Origin of the sequence: Embleya scabrispora, assembly GCF_002024165.1 — a bacterium.
GTDB classification, from domain to species: domain Bacteria; phylum Actinomycetota; class Actinomycetes; order Streptomycetales; family Streptomycetaceae; genus Embleya; species Embleya scabrispora_A.
Genome location: NZ_MWQN01000001.1, coordinates 2,475,186 through 2,491,098, shown reverse-complemented (window position 1 = coordinate 2,491,098; position 15,913 = coordinate 2,475,186). Strand labels below are relative to the sequence as shown.

General features: G+C 73.7%; 13 protein-coding genes and 2 pseudogenes. 10 read left to right on the top strand and 5 right to left on the bottom strand.

All coding sequences use genetic code 11. The features are described from left to right. The first annotated feature begins 32 nt into the window (after positions 1-32). From B4N89_RS10800 to sucD, 4 genes are all read left to right on the top strand, one after another. Positions 33-287, top strand: coding sequence for a ribbon-helix-helix protein, CopG family (locus tag B4N89_RS10800; RefSeq protein ID WP_078975666.1), 255 nt, complete (start codon positions 33-35; stop codon positions 285-287). After that, positions 284-634 carry a type II toxin-antitoxin system PemK/MazF family toxin gene (locus B4N89_RS10795; RefSeq protein ID WP_268812486.1) on the top strand — a complete coding sequence of 117 codons (351 nt, stop codon included), beginning with the start codon at positions 284-286 and terminating at the stop codon, positions 632-634. Before B4N89_RS10800 ends, B4N89_RS10795 begins: the two co-directional genes overlap by 4 nt. A 378-nt stretch (positions 635-1,012) precedes the next feature. Continuing rightward, complete coding sequence (gene sucC / locus B4N89_RS10790) at positions 1,013-2,188, top strand: ADP-forming succinate--CoA ligase subunit beta (protein WP_078975664.1); 1,176 nt, start codon at positions 1,013-1,015, stop codon at positions 2,186-2,188. A gap of 16 nt (positions 2,189-2,204) precedes the next feature. Continuing rightward, on the top strand, positions 2,205-3,089 hold the full coding sequence (gene sucD, locus B4N89_RS10785; protein WP_078975663.1) for a succinate--CoA ligase subunit alpha: 885 nt from the start codon (positions 2,205-2,207) through the stop codon (positions 3,087-3,089). Positions 3,090-3,166: 77 nt separating this feature from the next. Here sucD and B4N89_RS10780 read toward each other — a convergent pair whose 3' ends face one another. After that, a complete protein-coding gene (locus tag B4N89_RS10780) occupies positions 3,167-4,348 on the bottom strand; it encodes an RNA polymerase sigma factor (protein WP_078975662.1) in 1,182 nt (393 codons plus the stop codon). Between the two features lie 43 nt (positions 4,349-4,391). Between B4N89_RS10780 and B4N89_RS53350 the strand changes: the two are divergent. Beyond that, positions 4,392-6,122, top strand: a pseudogene (locus B4N89_RS53350) (DUF6350 family protein); the annotation flags it as partial. Positions 6,123-6,406: 284 nt separating this feature from the next. Here B4N89_RS53350 and B4N89_RS53345 read toward each other — a convergent pair. Then, positions 6,407-6,466: pseudogene (locus tag B4N89_RS53345) on the bottom strand (hypothetical protein); the annotation flags it as partial. Positions 6,467-6,511: 45 nt separating this feature from the next. Further along, positions 6,512-7,171, bottom strand: coding sequence for a hypothetical protein (locus B4N89_RS10770; protein ID WP_078975661.1), 660 nt, complete (start codon positions 7,169-7,171; stop codon positions 6,512-6,514). Positions 7,172-7,536: 365 nt separating this feature from the next. On the opposite strand from B4N89_RS10770, the gene purN reads away from it, so the two are divergent. Together purN and purH are read left to right on the top strand one after the other, a co-directional pair. Beyond that, complete coding sequence (gene purN / locus B4N89_RS10765) at positions 7,537-8,181, top strand: phosphoribosylglycinamide formyltransferase (RefSeq protein ID WP_078975660.1); 645 nt, start codon at positions 7,537-7,539, stop codon at positions 8,179-8,181. Next, complete coding sequence (purH, locus tag B4N89_RS10760; RefSeq protein ID WP_078975659.1) at positions 8,178-9,764, top strand: bifunctional phosphoribosylaminoimidazolecarboxamide formyltransferase/IMP cyclohydrolase; 1,587 nt, start codon at positions 8,178-8,180, stop codon at positions 9,762-9,764. The genes purN and purH overlap by 4 nt, the downstream gene beginning before the upstream one ends. Positions 9,765-9,833: 69 nt before the next feature. On the opposite strand, the gene B4N89_RS10755 is transcribed toward purH, so the two are convergent. Continuing rightward, positions 9,834-10,481, bottom strand: a complete 648-nt coding sequence (locus B4N89_RS10755) for an RDD family protein (protein ID WP_078975658.1) — start codon at positions 10,479-10,481, stop codon at positions 9,834-9,836. 237 nt (positions 10,482-10,718) lie between these two features. Here B4N89_RS10755 and B4N89_RS10750 point away from each other — a divergent pair, with 237 nt between their 5' ends. From B4N89_RS10750 to B4N89_RS10740, 3 genes are all read left to right on the top strand, one after another. Next, a complete protein-coding gene (locus B4N89_RS10750) occupies positions 10,719-12,908 on the top strand; it encodes an FUSC family protein (protein WP_101897052.1) in 2,190 nt (729 codons plus the stop codon). Further along, on the top strand, positions 12,905-13,762 hold the full coding sequence (locus B4N89_RS10745) for a bifunctional methylenetetrahydrofolate dehydrogenase/methenyltetrahydrofolate cyclohydrolase (RefSeq protein WP_078975656.1): 858 nt from the start codon (positions 12,905-12,907) through the stop codon (positions 13,760-13,762). The genes B4N89_RS10750 and B4N89_RS10745 overlap by 4 nt, the downstream gene beginning before the upstream one ends. Before the next feature lie 80 nt (positions 13,763-13,842). Then, positions 13,843-14,223, top strand: a complete 381-nt coding sequence (locus B4N89_RS10740) for a DUF3017 domain-containing protein (protein ID WP_161500689.1) — start codon at positions 13,843-13,845, stop codon at positions 14,221-14,223. Positions 14,224-14,369: 146 nt separating this feature from the next. On the opposite strand, the gene B4N89_RS10735 is transcribed toward B4N89_RS10740, so the two are convergent. Beyond that, positions 14,370-15,761, bottom strand: a complete 1,392-nt coding sequence (locus tag B4N89_RS10735) for a glutamine synthetase family protein (RefSeq protein ID WP_078979269.1) — start codon at positions 15,759-15,761, stop codon at positions 14,370-14,372. Between the last annotated feature and the right edge of the window lie 152 nt (positions 15,762-15,913).

Sequence of the window (15,913 nt, the reverse complement as noted above, 5' to 3'; positions counted from 1 at the left end):
CGATCGGTAGCCTTCGAGGTAACCTGATCGGTATGCAAACCACAGTGAAGGTGGACGCCAAGGTGCGAGACCGCATCGCACGCCTGGCGGAGCAACGTGAGATGTCGATGGGCGCGGTGATTGCTGCGGCCATAGAGCGGGAGGAGAGGGCCGAGCGTTTCGCAGCCATCGACGTGGCCTATACCCGGCTGGAGGCGGATCCGGACGAGTGGCGGTCCTATCGTGCGGAGCAGGCCGAATGGGAAGCGACGCTTGCCGATGGCCTGGATGACGAGGGCACTCGGTGAGCCCTGCTCTTCGCCCCCGCCAAGGCGATGTATGGATGCTTGATCTTGATCCGGTGACGGGGCATGAGCAGGGCCGACGGCGCCCCTGCGTGATCGTCTCGGCGGACCCGTACAACCGCTACATTCGCGGAATGGCCATCGTGGTCCCGTTGACCAGTCGTGACCGAGGCCTGCCGCACCACGTCCGGGTGTCGAGTTCGGGCTCCGGATCGACGAGTGTGAGTTTCGCCCGTACCGAGGACGTGCGGGCGGTGTCGCACGAGCGTTTCGGTCGGCGGATGGGCTTCGTGGAGGAATCGGAACTGGCCGATATCCAGGGTCGGCTCCGGGATTTCCTGGACCTGTAGGCCGGGCTTCTCCACAGGCGCCGCCCCCGAGGGCTTCGGAACGCTGACATACGAGGCCATCCGCCGCGAGCGCCGGCGTGGTGTCGGACACATCGGATGGTCACTGTCCGTTTTGGTGTGTTCCCTGTGTCACGGTGGAACAGGCGTAAACGGGCGGATCTCTACACACGGTGGTGCCGTGGTCGGGAGGCGCCCCGGGGGTGTGACCCGGACCCTGATTCGGGCCCGGCACTCCTGCCCGATAGCCTGCAAGGCGGATCAGCTACGCGTGCGGACGCCGTCCACCGGAACCGGGGGCGAGCCTGCCGGACCTGCGCGACGACGGACGCGGCTGCGCATGTTCCGCATATCCGATCGCGATCACAAGGACGGACCCGCGTGGACCTGTTCGAGTACCAGGCGAGGGATCTCTTCGCTAAGCACGGTGTGCCGGTTCTGCCCGGTGAAGTCGTCTTCACGCCGGAGGAGGCACGGGCCGCCGCCGAGCGCATGGGTGGCAAGGCCGTCGTCAAGGCCCAGGTGAAGGTCGGTGGCCGCGGCAAGGCCGGCGGCGTGAAGCTGGCCTTCAGCACCGACGAGGTCGTCGAGAAGACCGAGCAGATCCTCGGCCTCGACATCAAGGGCCACATCGTCAAGAAGGTCATGCTGGCCGGGCTGGCCAAGCCGGTGGACGAGTACTACGTCTCGTTCCTGCTCGACCGCACCAACCGCACCTTCCTCGCGATGGCGTCCGTCGAGGGCGGCGTCGAGATCGAGGTCGTCGCCGAGGAGAACCCCGACGCGCTCGCCAAGATCCCGGTCGACGCGATCGAGGGCGTGACCGAGGCCAAGGCCCGCGAGATCGTCGAGGCGGCGAAGTTCCCGGCCGAGTTGCACGACCAGATCGTCGCGACCCTCAAGACGCTGTGGACCGTCTTCGTCGAAGAGGACGCCACGCTCGTCGAGGTGAACCCGCTGATCAAGTCCGAAGAGGGCAAGATCATCGCGCTGGACGGCAAGGTCTCGCTCGACGAGAACGCCGACTTCCGCCACCCCGACCACGAGGCGCTCGAGGACAAGGACGCGGCCGACCCGCTGGAGGCGGCGGCCAAGGCCAAGGGTCTGAACTACGTCAAGCTCGACGGTTCGGTCGGCATCATCGGCAACGGCGCGGGCCTGGTCATGTCCACGCTCGACGTGGTCGCGTACGCCGGGGAGAACCACGGCGGCGTCAAGCCCGCCAACTTCCTCGACATCGGCGGCGGCGCGTCCGCCGAGGTGATGGCGAACGGCCTGGAGATCATCCTGGGCGACGCCGACGTCAAGTCGGTCTTCGTCAACGTCTTCGGCGGCATCACCGCGTGCGACGCGGTCGCGAACGGCATCGTGCAGGCGCTCGAACTGCTGAAGCAGAAGGGCGAGGCGGTCACCAAGCCGCTCGTCGTGCGACTGGACGGCAACAACGCGGAGCTGGGTCGGCAGATCCTGACCGACGCGAACCACCCGCTGGTCCAGCAGGTGGACACCATGGATGGCGCGGCCGAGCGGGCCGCCGAGCTCGCTGCCGCGAAGTAAGGGAGACCGACCCAGCATGGCTATCTTCCTGACCAAGGACAGCAAGGTCATCGTCCAGGGCATGACCGGCTCCGAGGGGATGAAGCACACCCACCGGATGCTCGCCTCCGGGACGAACATCGTCGGTGGCGTGAACCCGCGCAAGGCCGGCACCACCGTCGACGTGGACGGCACCGAGGTACCGGTATTCGGCACCGTGGCCGAGGCCATGGAGGCCACCGGCGCCGACGTCACCGTGGTCTTCGTGCCGCCGAAGTTCACCAAGGACGCCGTGGTCGAGGCCATCGAGGCCGAGATCGGCCTCGCGGTGGTCATCACCGAGGGCGTGCCGGTGCACGACACGGCGCAGTTCTGGGCGCTCGCCGGCGCCAAGGGCAACAAGACCCGGATCATCGGCCCGAACTGTCCCGGCCTGATCACCCCCGGCCAGTCCAACGCGGGCATCATCCCGGCGAGCATCACCAAGCCGGGCCGGATCGGTCTGGTGTCCAAGTCGGGCACGCTGACCTACCAGATGATGTACGAGCTGGCCGACATCGGCTTCTCGACCGCCGTAGGCATCGGTGGCGACCCGATCATCGGCACCACGCACATCGACTGCCTCCAGGCGTTCCAGGACGACCCGGACACCGACGCGATCGTGATGATCGGCGAGATCGGCGGCGACGCCGAGGAGCGTGCCGCGGCCTACATCGCCGAGCACATCACCAAGCCGGTCGTCGGCTACGTCGCGGGCTTCACCGCCCCCGAGGGCAAGACCATGGGCCACGCCGGCGCCATCGTGTCGGGCTCCTCGGGCACCGCGCAGGCCAAGCAGGACGCGCTCGAGGCCGTCGGCGTCAAGGTCGGCAAGACGCCGTCCGAGACGGCGCGCCTGATGCGCGAGATCATGGCCGGCTGACCCACCCGGTCACCGACGACGCCCCGTATCCCGCCGTTTTCCGGTGGGGCGCGGGGCGTCGTGCCGTCCCGGGTCGGTCAGGGCGACGCCGCCCGGCGCAGCCCGTTGTTCAGGCAACCCGTGTCGAGGACGAAGGCCCGCTCCGGGGCCAGCAGCGCGCCCGGCCCGGTCGCCGCGGTCCCCGTGCGCGCCCGCAGGTCGGCCGCCGTCCCGCTCGTGCTCCGGGCGCCGGTGGGCGTGGCGGGTCGCAGCAGCGGCGAGAGCCGCTGCGGGGCGGCGGGGGCCGGCGTCACGCCGAGGGCCGGTTGCCCGGGCACAGGGGACGGGGGCGCGGGAGCCTCGGGCGTGGCCGGCCCCTCGGCCGGCGCGGCCCCCCGCTCCGCGGGCGCGGGCGGGGCCGCGGCAGGCGGCGGCGGGGTCTCCTCCGGCGTCGCGGCCGCCGCGGCGGGCACCGGTGGCACCCGGCGGGCCGCCTCCGAGGCGGTGAGCGACCGGGCCCGGTCGCCCGCGCGCGAGTCGCGGGAGGTGCCCGGGTTGAGCAGCCGGGGGAGTGCGGCCACGACGAGCGCCAGGATCGCCGCGACCACCACGGTGACCAGCGCCGCGGTCCGCGCCCGGCTGCCCACGCGTACGGCGTGCGCTCCGGGGACGTGCGGCGCGTGGCGGGCGGCCAGGTCGCGGGTGAGCGTGCTCAGGAACGCGTGCGCCTCGGCGCAGTTCGGGGACGGGCCGGTGATCGCCGGGACCCGGTCGGCGAGGTCCTCGTGGGCGTGTATCAGCCGGATCCGGGTCGCCTCGGTGGTCGCCTCGGTCTCCGCCGCCACCTGCTCCGGGGACATCCCGAACAGGTGCCGCAGGACGAAGACCCGGCGCCGGTGCGCGGGCACCCGCTGGAGCGCGCGCAGGAGCGCGACGTCCTGGTCGCGCCGCGTGTCGTCGTCGGCGTGCGGGACCACCCGGGCGGTGCGGTCGGGGTGCGGTACGAGCCGCCACAGCGCCCGGCGGACCAGGAACCGGCGGTCCAGCGCGAGGTCGCCGGCGACGGTGCGTACGTAGGCGGCGTCGGCCGGGGTGTCCGCCGCGTCCGGCAGGTCGCGCCAGACCCGGGCGAAGGTGTGCCGGGTCACGTGCGCGGCCCGGGCCGGGCTCGCGGTCAACAGGAACGTGTAGCGCGCGATGTCGGGGGCGGTCGCCGCGACCAGGGCGTCGAACCCCGGGGCGCTCGCGCGCGGGACCGTGTGCTCGTCGTCGATGCCCATGAAGGGCTGAGGTACCCGAGGGTCGCTTGAAAATGCATATTAAATGCTTGCGATCGAGCAAATGGGGTGTCTTGCCCCGCCCGACAGGCATATGCGGCTGGGATCGGAGTCGCGCGGGCAGCATGGGGACCGTGACCGAAATGCCGGAAACCGAGCACGGCTCGTCGACGCCCTGGGCGGTGGCCCGAGCCGGCCCGTGGGTCGGCGTGGAGAGCCTGCTCGCGCCCCGCTCCGGGCCCTTCGAGCATCCCCTCGACCAGCCGCCCGCGCCGTCGACCACGACCCCCACCGCGCTCGACGAGACGGCGGAACCGGCACCGGCGGCCGAGGCGGTACACACCCACGACGCGGCGCAGACGCCTCGGCGACCCCCGGCGGCACCGGAGACGGCACACACGCCCTCGGCGGCACCCCAGGCACCGGACACGGCGCACGAACCCCCGCCCCCACCTCCGCGCCCCGCCGCCCCGCCGCCGGTCGTTCCGCCCAGGCCCGACCGTCCCCCGGACGCCCTCCCCGCGCTCGCCCCGGTCGAGACCCCCGCCGCCCCCGAGCACAACCGCCCGATCGTCCCGGGGGCCCGCCCGCCCCCACCGGTTCGGCGCCGCCCGCGCGGTCCACACCACCCGGCGCGGCGGCCCTGGCCGCCCTCGCCGCGTGGCGTCCCGACACCGCCCGGATCGCCCAGGCGCTCGCCCGAGGCGTGGTGTCCGCGCTGCTCGTGGCCGCGGCCGGGCTCGGCACGATCGCCCTGCTGGTGCTGATCGTGGCCACCTGCGGCATCGGCTCGGGCAGCTTCGACCACCCTTGGGCGCTGCTGCGCGTGGTCGGCGGGGTCTGGCTCGCCGCGCATCACGTCGGCTTCGAGATCGTGGAGACCGGCCACGCCGCCACCGGCTCCGTCGCGCCGATCGTGACCGTGGTGCCGCTGCGGCTCGCCCCGCTGGGTCTGACCGTCCCGCTGATCTGGCTGCTGTGTCGGATGGGCCGACGCCTCGCCGACGGCATCGCCGGGACCGTGCTCGTGCTCGCGGCGCAGGTGCCGGTCTACACGGGCCTGATGTACGCGGTGGCCGCCGGCGTCGGCAGCGCGAGCGTGCGGCCGGTCCCGGACACGGTCGCGGTCGCCGGGCTCGGTGTCCTGGCCGCCGGTGTGCTGGGCGCGTTCGGGCCGATCCTGGTCCGGGTGCCGGCGGTCCGCGCCGGTCTGGCCTCGGCCGCGGTGCTCGCGGCGGGCGGGGCGCTGCTGGTCCTGGTCTGCCTGTTCGCCCACGCGGGGCAGGTCCGCCTGGCCCTGAAGCTGACCACGGACGACGCGGTCGGCTTCGCGGCGCTGGCCGTGGTGTGCGCGGCCCTCGTGCCCAACGCGATCGTGTGGGCGGTGTGCTACGCGGCCGGCACCGGCTTCGCGCTCGGCGCGGCCACCACCATCGCGCCCACCGGCAGCACGTTCGGCACGCTGCCCACGCTGCCCCTGCTCGCCGCCCTGCCGGGCCCCGCGACGGTACCCTCCGCCGCGTGGGCCCCCGCGGTGCTGCCGGTGCTCGCCGGCGTGGTGGCGGGCTGCTTCGCGGCCCGCGCCGAGCCGCCCCGGTCCTGGGTCCCGGTCACCGTGCACGCGGTCGGCGCCGGTGTGGGCGTCGGCCTGCTCGCCCTCGCCTCGACCCGGCTGGCCACCGGCACCGCCGGCCTGGCCAACCTCGCCGACCTGGGCCCGAACGTGTGGCGCACCGCCGCCGCGCTCACCGTCGAGATCGCCCTCGCCGCCGCCCCAGCCGCCCTGGCCGCCAGCTGGTGGCGCGGCCGGGAGACCCCGGGAAGCCCGGCGCGCCCACCCGGCCCGACGGCCCCGATCGGCCCCGACGACGCGACGAGCCCCAAGCGCCCGCGGAGGCCGCAGACCCCGAAAAGCCCGAAGGCCGCCCCCGCCGCGGCGGAGACGACCCTCGCCTCATTGCCTTCCGACCCGAACCACGCAGGAGCGCACCTGCCCCTCGGATCCGCGGAGCCCCGAAACTCCGAGCCCCGAAACTCCGAGCCCCGAAACTCCGAGCCCCGAAACTCCGAGCCCCGAAACTCCGAGCCCCGAAACTCCGCACCGCAAAACTCCGCGCCCAGGGATTCCGCGCCCCGCAGGGCCGAGCCCCGAGCCCGGCGGGAGCCCTAGAACGTGCCGTCCACGACCCAGTGGTACCGGTCCGGCAGCTTGTCCAGGCAGCGCTGCTCGCCCGTCTTGGTGAGCGCGCTGTCCATGCAGTCGTAGTAGTCCTTGTTGACCGCCTCGAAGGTCCACACGCCCAGCACGTAGACCACCGCGATCGCGCCGGTGACCAGACCCGCGAGCGCGGCACCCGAGCGGGCGCGGGCCGGCCGGCGCACGCGCGGCCGGTGGGCCGGGCCGCCGGGGGCGTGTCCCGGGTGACGGGCGGTGCCGCCCGGACCCTCCTCGATCCGCGGCCCGGCGGTGGCCGGGGTGGTGCCGCGGACGGTGCGAATGCCGAGCGCCAGGGCGACCACACCCAGCACCACGCCCAGCACCAGGCCCAGGTCGGACGGGAAGAACAGGGCGAAGAACACCGCCCACACCCCCGCCCACAGCGCCAGGCGCGCGTTGCGGACCCGGACGTCCTTCGGGTCGGGCTGCTCGCGCGGCTCGCGCGGCGCCCGTTGCGGCCGGTCCTCGCGGCCCTGTCGGTTGCCTCCGTCGCCGTCCCCTCGCCCGTTGCCGGGCACGTTCCACGGGGCGGCCGGCGGGCGGTCGGGCGTACCCTCCGGCGGCGGGGCGTAGGGATCCCGCTCGTCGGTCTCGTTGCCGGTACTCATCCTCTGCCTGCCCTCGTCGTGCCGGATCGCGGGATTCCCTTCCCAGGATCGTACGTGTGCGGGGTGCACCGTAGCCGGGCGGCGGCGTCCGCGGGGCCCCAAGGCCCCCGCGGGCCCGTCGACCGCGGCCCGTGGGCCCGTCGACCGGATCTCGCCGGCACCGCCGATGGCATCCCACCCCGCCGGTTCGGTACTGCCTACCCCCTGACGCTATCGTTGCCGACGTACGGGCGCCGCTCCGTGTTCCCGCCTCCCGTCGGGGAACGCCCTGCCGGACCCGTGCGAGATCCCGGCGAGAGCCCGAATCCCTTGGGTGCCCCTCCCACTTTTCCCACCCTTCCCTTTCCGGAAAGAGCTTGAAAGCAGTGGCCGTTCACGCCCCGCGCACCCCCGGGCCGGCCCGGCTCGTCGTCCTCGTCTCCGGCTCCGGCACCAACCTGCAGGCCCTGCTCGACGCGTGTGCGGATCCCGCGTACGGGGCGCGCGTGGTGGCCGTGGGCGCCGACCGCGACGGCATCGCGGGGCCGATCCGCGCCGAACGCGCCGGTGTACCCACCTTCGTCGAGCGGGTGGCCGACCACCCCACCCGGGCCGACTGGGACGCGGCGCTCACCGCCGCGGTCGCCGCGTACGAGCCCGACCTGGTGGTCTCGGCCGGCTTCATGAAGATCCTGGGCCCGCGCTTTCTGGCCCGCTTCGAGGGACGCACCGTCAACACCCACCCCGCACTGCTGCCCTCGTTCCCCGGCGCGCACGGCGTCCGGGACGCGCTCGCGTACGGCGCCAAGGTGACCGGCTGCACGGTGCACCTCGTGGACGCCGGCGTGGACACCGGGCCGATCATCGCTCAGGGCGTCGTCGCGGTCGAGGACGGCGATCACGCCGACGGCGGCGAGGCGTTGCACGAGCGCATCAAGACTGTCGAGCGCACCCTGCTCGTCGAGGTCGTGGGCCGGCTGGCCCGCGAGGGCTACCGCATCGAAGGAAGAAAGGTCCGGATCCCCGCATGACTTCCGCCGCCCCCACCCCCACCCCCGCCGACCAGGACGGGCTGCGCCCGATCCGTCGCGCGCTGATCAGCGTGTACGACAAGACCGGTCTGGAGGAGCTGGCCCGCGGCCTGCACGCCGCCGGGGTCGAACTGGTCTCCACCGGCTCCACCGCCGGCCGGATCGCCGCCGCGGGCGTGCCCGTGACCAAGGTCGAGGAGCTGACCGGCTTCCCCGAGTGCCTGGACGGCCGGGTCAAGACGCTGCACCCGCGCGTACACGCCGGCATCCTCGCCGACCTGCGCCTGGAGTCGCACCGCGCGCAACTCGACGAGCTGGAGATCCGGCCGTTCGACCTGGTCGTGGTCAACCTGTACCCGTTCACCGCGACCGTCGAGTCGGGCGCCACGCCGGACGAGTGTGTCGAGCAGATCGACATCGGCGGCCCCTCGATGGTGCGTGCCGCGGCCAAGAACCACCCGTCCGTGGCCGTGGTGACCAGCCCGGACCGCTACGCCGACGTGCTCGCCGCGATCGAGGCCGGCGGCTTCGACCTCGCGCAGCGCAAGCGGCTCGCGGGCGAGGCGTTCGGCCACACCGCCGCGTACGACGTCGCGGTCGCGTCCTGGTTCTCGAGCGGCTACGCCCCGGCCGACGACGAGGGCTTCCCGGCCTTCCTCGGCTCGGTGCGGCGCCGCGAGAACGTGCTCCGCTACGGCGAGAACCCGCACCAGGCCGCCGCGCTCTACGTGGACGGCACCGGCGGCCTGGCCGGCGCCGAGCAGCTGCACGGCAAGGAGATGTCCTACAACAACTACCAGGACACCGACGCGGCCCGCCGCGCCGCCTACGACCACGAGCAGCCGTGCGTGGCGATCATCAAGCACGCCAACCCGTGCGGCATCGCGATCGGCGAGACCGTCGCCGAGGCGCACCTGCGGGCGCACGCGAGCGACCCGGTGTCCGCCTACGGCGGCGTGATCGCGGTCAACCGGCCGGTGAGCGTGGCGATGGCCGAGCAGGTCGCGGAGATCTTCACCGAGGTCATCGTGGCGCCGGCCTACGAGGACGGCGCGGTCGAGGTGCTGGCCCGGAAGAAGAACATCCGGGTGCTGCGCGCGCCCGAGGCACCCGGCACGCCGGTCGAGTTCCGCCAGATCGACGGCGGGCTGCTGCTCCAGAACGCCGACCGCTACCAGGCACCCGGCGACGACGCCGCCGCCTGGACGCTGGCCACCGGCGAGCCGGCCGACGCCGACACGCTGCGCGACCTGGTGTTCGCCTGGCGGGCGGTACGCGCGGTCAAGTCCAACGCGATCCTGCTCGCGACCGGCGGCGCGACCGTCGGGGTGGGCATGGGCCAGGTCAACCGGGTCGACTCGGCCCGGCTCGCGGTGCAGCGCGCCGGCGAGCGGGCGGCCGGCTCGGTGGGCGCGTCCGACGCGTTCTTCCCGTTCCCCGACGGCCTGGAGGTGCTGATCGAGGGCGGCGTCAAGGCGGTCGTGCAGCCGGGCGGCTCGGTCCGCGACGAGCAGGTGGTCGAGGCCGCGCGCGCGGCCGGCATCACCATGTACTTCACCGGGACCCGGCACTTCTTCCACTGATCCGGCCCCGGACACACGCGAGGCGCGGCCCCGAACGGGGCCGCGCCTCGCGCGCGTCGGCGGGGACGCTCAGACCTTGACCACGACCGTCGAGCAGACCTTGTCGGCGAAGGTCTGCTTCTTGTCGTCCCACAGCGGCCACAACCAGCCGAGGAAACACGCGATCGTGTCGAGGAAGTGCGCGATGGCGCGGACGAAGGCCATCCCGAAGCCGGTCGGCATGCCGTCCCGCTCGCGCAACACCTTGATCCCGACCGCCTTCTTGCCGATCGTCTGACCGGTCTTGCCCTGGCGGTAGAGCTGCCAGAGACCGAACAGGAACGAGAGCACACCGCCGACGATCATCAGCACGACCGGACCGGACCCGCCGTCGTAGGTGGTCGTCTCGCTGCCGTCGAGGTTGCTGGTGGTCTCGGTCTTGTCCATGAACATCGCGAACCCGATGTAGTACGGGATCAGCACCGGCAACATGACGAGCCCGTCCAGGAGCGCCCCACCCAGGCGCCGCCCCCAGCCCGCGCAGTAGTCGCCGAGGTTCTGCGGCGGGCCGTAGCCGTACGGCTGGGCGTAGCCGGCCTGCTGGGCGTAACCGGGCTGACCATGGCCGGGCTGACCGTAGGCCGGTTGGCCGTAGCCGGGCTGTTGGCCGTAGCCCGCGCCTTGGCCCTCGACGCCGTAACCGGGCGGCGGGCCGTACGGACCCGGAGGTTGGGACATGCGGAACTCTCCCCTGAGAACGCGCGCACACCGTGCGCGACGCCGGTGACCCCCGGGCATGTCGACGCGTGAGCGCCGTGTTCGAGCCCGGCGTCGCCCCCACGACCCGAGAGTCCATTGGAGGCGGCACCTTATACCGAAGCGGTTGGTGCCGGGTAGGTCCCGGGTGGGTTCGGTGAGCGGGATCATGCGGGTGGGAACTTGGCATTCCCGGTGAAACGTGCGTTGCATGGGAGCATGCAGGATCAGGCGACCCCGGGACCCCATCCGGAACGTGCACCCCTCGCGTTGCCGCCCGGGCCCTCGGCGGACCCGAACGGGCCGCCGACGTTGCCTCCCTTCCCGGCGGTGCATCCGCCGGAGTTGGGCCCGCAGAACCAGATCAGGCCGCTGGTCACGCTCACCGGGAAACGCTTCACCTGGGCCGCCGGGATCCGCGCCGCGCTCGGCGTCGGCATCCCCTTCGCGATCGTCACCGCCACGCTCGGCCTCGGCGACGCCACCTTCGCCGCGCTCGGCGGCTACGCCGTCCTGTACGCGGCCAAGGAGCCCTACGCGCGTCGCGGCATCACCCTCGCCCTGGTCGGCGTCGGCCTGGCCGTGTCGCTGATGCTGGGCTCGCTCGCGGCCGGCACCGCGTTGTTGTACGTCCCGGTGATCACCCTGGTGGCCGGCGTCGCCACCTTCCTGTGCGGCGCGCTCCAGGTGGATCGTCCCGGCGGGTACATGTTCACCCTGGTCTGCGCGATGGGCGCGTTCCTGCCGCACCAGCCCGACCGGGTGCTCGAACGCGGCGCCCTCGTGCTCGCGGGCGCCGCCGGGGCCTGGCTGGTGTCGATGTCCGGGTGGCTGGTGCGCCCGCGCCACCCCGAGCACCTGGCGCTCGCCGCCTGCTTCGAGGCGCTGGCCGACTTCTTCGCCGCGATCGGCGACCAGCCGAGCGACGCCGCCCGGCACCGCGCCTCCGAGACCGTGCACAGCGCGTGGGTGACCGTGCTGCGCGCCGACACCAGGCGCAACCGGCGCACCGGCGAGGCCCGCCGCCTGCGGGTGTTGTGCCGGCGCGCGCTCGACCTGTTCCAGGCCGCCCAACTGCTCGCCGTCGAGCGGGACCGGCCGCTGCCCCCGGAGATCGTGGACACCGTGCGCGCGCTGGCCGGCGCCGTCGGGCGGCCCACCCTCGTCCCGGTGCTGCCCGCGGTGCTCGCCGACACCGAGACCGCCGCCGAACGCACACTGCGTACCGCGCTGCGGGCCGCCGCCGCGGCGGCCGGGCAACCCGCGGTCAAGGAGGGCGAGATCATCCCCGGCCGGCGGCCCTCCGCCCGCGAACGGATGCGCGCCGCGTTCGACCGGTCCTCGCTGGTGCCGCCGACCGCGCTGCGCACCGGCCTCGGAGTCGGCTCGGCCGCGCTCGCCGCCGCGCTGCTGCCCGTGGTGCACCCCGTGTGGGTGGCCATCGCCGCCGGGGCCGCGCTCCAGGGCGGCAATGTCGTGCTCGACTTCGGCCGGGTGCTGCAACGGGCGATCGGCACCCTGCTCGGCGTCGCGGTGATCGCGCTGTTCTTCCACGACCTGCGGCCCGACCGGTGGCTCGTGGTGATCGTCGTCGCGCTGCTGTTCGGCGCCACCCAGACGGTGATCGCCCGCAACCTCGCCGTGGGCGCGGCCTGCGTGACCCCCGTCGGCCTGTTCCTGGCCGCCGCCGGCAGCCCCGACGCGCACGTGGGCGACCTGGCGGCCACCCGGATCATCGACACCGTGCTCGGCCTGGCGGTCGGCCTGGTCGCGAGCCTGGTGTTGTGGCCGCGCGCCTCGGCCAGCCGGCTGCCCCGGCAGCTGGGCCGGGCCATCCGCGCCGAGGCGATGTTGCTGCGCGCCACCGTCACCGGGCAGATCGTCGACGATCGGGCCTGGGGCAGCACCCGCCGGGCGGCGCGCCGCGAACTGATCGACCTGTGGAGCGTGTACGAGTCCGCGCTCGGCGAAATCACCGGCCGGCACCTGGACGCGGAACGCCTGTGGCCCGCCATCGTCACCGCCCAGCGACTGGGCTACCGGCTGATGACCGCGCCCGAGACCTACCGCACGGATTCGCCCGAGCCGATCCCCGAGGACGACCTGGCCCGACTCGACGCCTACGTCGCGGAACTGGCCTCGGCCGCCGAGGAGCGCCGCCCCCCGACCCTGCCCGAACTCCCGGACCTGTGGGGGTATCCGGTATTGCGGCAACACCTGAAGCGACTCGGTCGGGTGATCGGCCGCGCGAACGAACCGATGGCGGCCCGACACCTGCCCGCGTTCGTTCGGCAGCGCATCCTGGCCCCGCCGGCGCGGCTGCTGTACGGGGTCCGCCGCACCGCCGGCCCGGATACGGGACAATCGCAACGACCGGCCCGGAACCGTGGACCAGGAGAGACAACTTGAAGGCGCAGATCCTCGACGGCAAGGCCACCGCCGCCGCCATCAAAGCCGAACTGGCCGTACGGGCCGAGGCCCTCGAAGCCCGCGGCATCACGCCGGGTCTGGGCACCGTGCTCGTGGGCGACGACCCCGGCAGCCACTCGTACGTGCGCGGCAAGCACCGCGACTGCGCCCAGGTCGGCATCGCGAGCATCCAGCGCAACCTGCCCGCCGACGCGACGCAGGACCAGGTCGAGGACGTGGTCCGCGAGCTCAACGCGGACCCCGCCTGTACCGGCTACATCGTGCAACTGCCGCTGCCCCGGCACCTGGACGCCAACCGGGTCCTGGAGCTGATGGACCCGGACAAGGACGCCGACGGCCTGCACCCGACCAACCTCGGCCGGCTGGTGCTCGGCCAGGAGGCGCCGCTGCCGTGCACGCCGCGCGGCATCGTGGAACTGCTGCGCCGGCACGACATCGAGATCAACGGCGCCGAGGTGTGCGTGATCGGCCGCGGAGTCACCGTCGGCCGCCCGATCGGCCTGCTGCTCACCCGCCGGACCGAGAACGCCACGGTGACCCTGTGCCACACCGGCACCAAGGAGCTGCCGTTCCACGTGCTCCAGGCCGACATCGTGATCGCCGCCGCCGGGGTGCCCGGACTGATCAGCGCGGACATGGTCAAGCCCGGCGCGGTGCTGCTCGACGTGGGCATCACCCGCACCGAGCACGGCCTGGTCGGCGACGTGCACCCGGAGGCGTACGAGAAGGCCGCATGGGTCGCCCCGATGCCCGGCGGGGTGGGGCCGATGACCCGCGCGATGCTGCTCACCAACGTCGTCGAGGCCGCCGAGCGGCAGGTCACCGACCTGTGACCCGGTCGCGACGGGCCCGGGGCCGCACCGCTTCGGGCCCGTCGCGGCATCGCTCGCCCTGTCGATGAGAGGTGGACGTGGTGGCAACGACCCGGGGGCGACGCAGGGACGGCAGGAGGCGGGATCCGGGCACCTTCCCGCCCGAGGGCGGCGGCTCGCCGACCGGCCCCGGACGGTTGCGCGAGTGGCCCGCGACGGTGGTCTTCGGCTGCCTGTTCGCCGCGCTGCTGACCGCGGCGCTGAGCGGGTTCCGTCCCGCCGCGATGATGATCGCCGGGACCTTCCTGGTCGCCGCGCTGTTGCGGGTGTTCGTGTCCGACGTGGGGGTGCTGGCGGTTCGCAGCCGGTTCACCGACGTGGCCATGCTGCTGTTCTTCGGCGGCGCGGTCCTGCTCCTGGGGCTGAGCATCCCCGAGCCGCTGGTCGACTTCCCGTGGGTGCCCAAGCGCACGGGCACTTAGGCCCTGTCCGGCGGACAGGGCTTGGGGCCGGCCGGCACCGACCGCGCCGGGCGTCCCGCCTCGGGACAACCGGCGCGGTCGGTGAATCGGCACGGCGGAACCGGTGCGGCCGATACACCCCGGCGCGGCCGAGACGTGCCCCGCGGCTAATACAACCGGCGGGCCTCGGCGGCGATCTCGCTCGGGGTCATCCCCGCCGTGCGGGTGATCTCGGCTCGGCGGACGGCGGTGATCGCGTCGAACAGGGTCTCGCCCAGCGCCTCGCGCAGCACCGCGCTCGCCTCCAGCGCGGCCAGCGCCGCGCCCGGGGAGCCGGGCAGGCGCGGTACGTCCCCGGCGGTCGAGGGGTCGCCCGGCACCTCCACCGGCAGCCGCAGTCCGTCGTCGAGCCCGGCCAGACCGGCCGCGATCACCGAGCCGACCACCAGATACGGATTGGCGGTCGCGTCGAAACACTTGAGTTCGGCGTTCGCGGTGTGCTGCCGCTCGCCCGTCATCCCGGTGACCAGCCGCATCGCGGCCTCGCGGTTCTCCAGGCCCCAGCAGCGGTACACCCCCGCCCACTGGGCCGGGACCAGACGCAGATGACTGGCCGCGCCGGGCGCGCCGATCGCCAGCAGCGCGGGCAACTCGCGCAGCACACCGGCCAGGAACGCCTCGCCCTCCCGGGTCAGCCCCTGCGGCCCCTCGCCCCCGTGGCACAGGTTCGTCCCGTCGCGCCACGGCGAGAAGTGCAGGTGCGCACCGTTGCCCACCTCGCCGGGCACCACGCACGGGGCGAAGCTGACCGCGTGCCCGTGTCGGGCGGCCACCGCCCGGATCGTCTCGCGCACCAGGACCGTGGTGTCCGCCGCGCCGACCGGGTCCTCCGGGGCGACGGACACCTCCAACTGGCCCGCCGCGTATTCCGGATGCACCTGCAACACGCGTACCTCCTGCGCGGCGAGTGCGCGGATCAGCTCGCGCAGCTGGGCGGACACCCGCACCACCCGGGTCATCCCGTACGCGGCCTTGTGGAAGGCGGGGGCGAAGCGGCCGGCCGCGTCCTCGGTGCCGGTGACCCACTCGACCTCGAAGCCCATCCGCAACGACAACCCGCGCAGCCCCGCGCGGGCGGCCATCCGCCGGGCGAAGGTGCGCTGGCAGCCCGCGTACGGCACGCCGTCCTGGGTGTAGCGGTCGCCGGGCGCCCAGGCCCAGCCCGGCTGCGCGGCCAGCGGACGCAGCGCCGTCAGGTCGGGGACCAGGCGCAGATCGCCCGCCGGACCGCCGACCAGGTCGCCCGCGGTGATCGAGTCGTCGGCGAGGAACACGTCGAACACGGGGGAGAAGCCCACGCCGTGCACGGCGACCGCGTCCAGGCGGGAGTACGGGACGGTCTTGACCCGGGTGATGCCCGCGTTGTCGACCCAGCCGAGCACCACCGCGTCGATCGGGTCGACCGACGCGCCCTCGACCGCGGGCGCGATCGGCACGGGCGCGGGTTCCGGCACCGACACCGGCGCCGCCGGGATCGATACGATGCGGTCCGGTGACATGCACATCGGGATCACCCTCCGAGGCCGTGCGACTTCGATCCGTCACGAACCTACCGGCCGGTTGCGCCGAAACGGAAACCGGCGAACCCGGCGCACCCCGGCGGGCGGTGTGCGCCGCGACGCGCCGCCGGGGCGAACCTCACACCGGTGGG

Excerpts from the sequence above, each read along its gene's own strand:
- B4N89_RS10735 (WP_078979269.1), bottom strand. The coding sequence starts at position 15,761 with ATGTCACCGGACCGCATCGTATCGATCCCGGCGGCGCCGGTGTCGGTG.
- B4N89_RS10800 (WP_078975666.1), top strand. The coding sequence starts at position 33 with ATGCAAACCACAGTGAAGGTGGACGCCAAGGTGCGAGACCGCATCGCA.
- sucD (WP_078975663.1), top strand. The coding sequence starts at position 2,205 with ATGGCTATCTTCCTGACCAAGGACAGCAAGGTCATCGTCCAGGGCATG.
- B4N89_RS10780 (WP_078975662.1), bottom strand. The coding sequence starts at position 4,348 with ATGGGCATCGACGACGAGCACACGGTCCCGCGCGCGAGCGCCCCGGGG.
- B4N89_RS10750 (WP_101897052.1), top strand. The coding sequence starts at position 10,719 with ATGCAGGATCAGGCGACCCCGGGACCCCATCCGGAACGTGCACCCCTC.
- B4N89_RS10755 (WP_078975658.1), bottom strand. The coding sequence starts at position 10,481 with ATGTCCCAACCTCCGGGTCCGTACGGCCCGCCGCCCGGTTACGGCGTC.
- B4N89_RS10770 (WP_078975661.1), bottom strand. The coding sequence starts at position 7,171 with ATGAGTACCGGCAACGAGACCGACGAGCGGGATCCCTACGCCCCGCCG.
- purH (WP_078975659.1), top strand. The coding sequence starts at position 8,178 with ATGACTTCCGCCGCCCCCACCCCCACCCCCGCCGACCAGGACGGGCTG.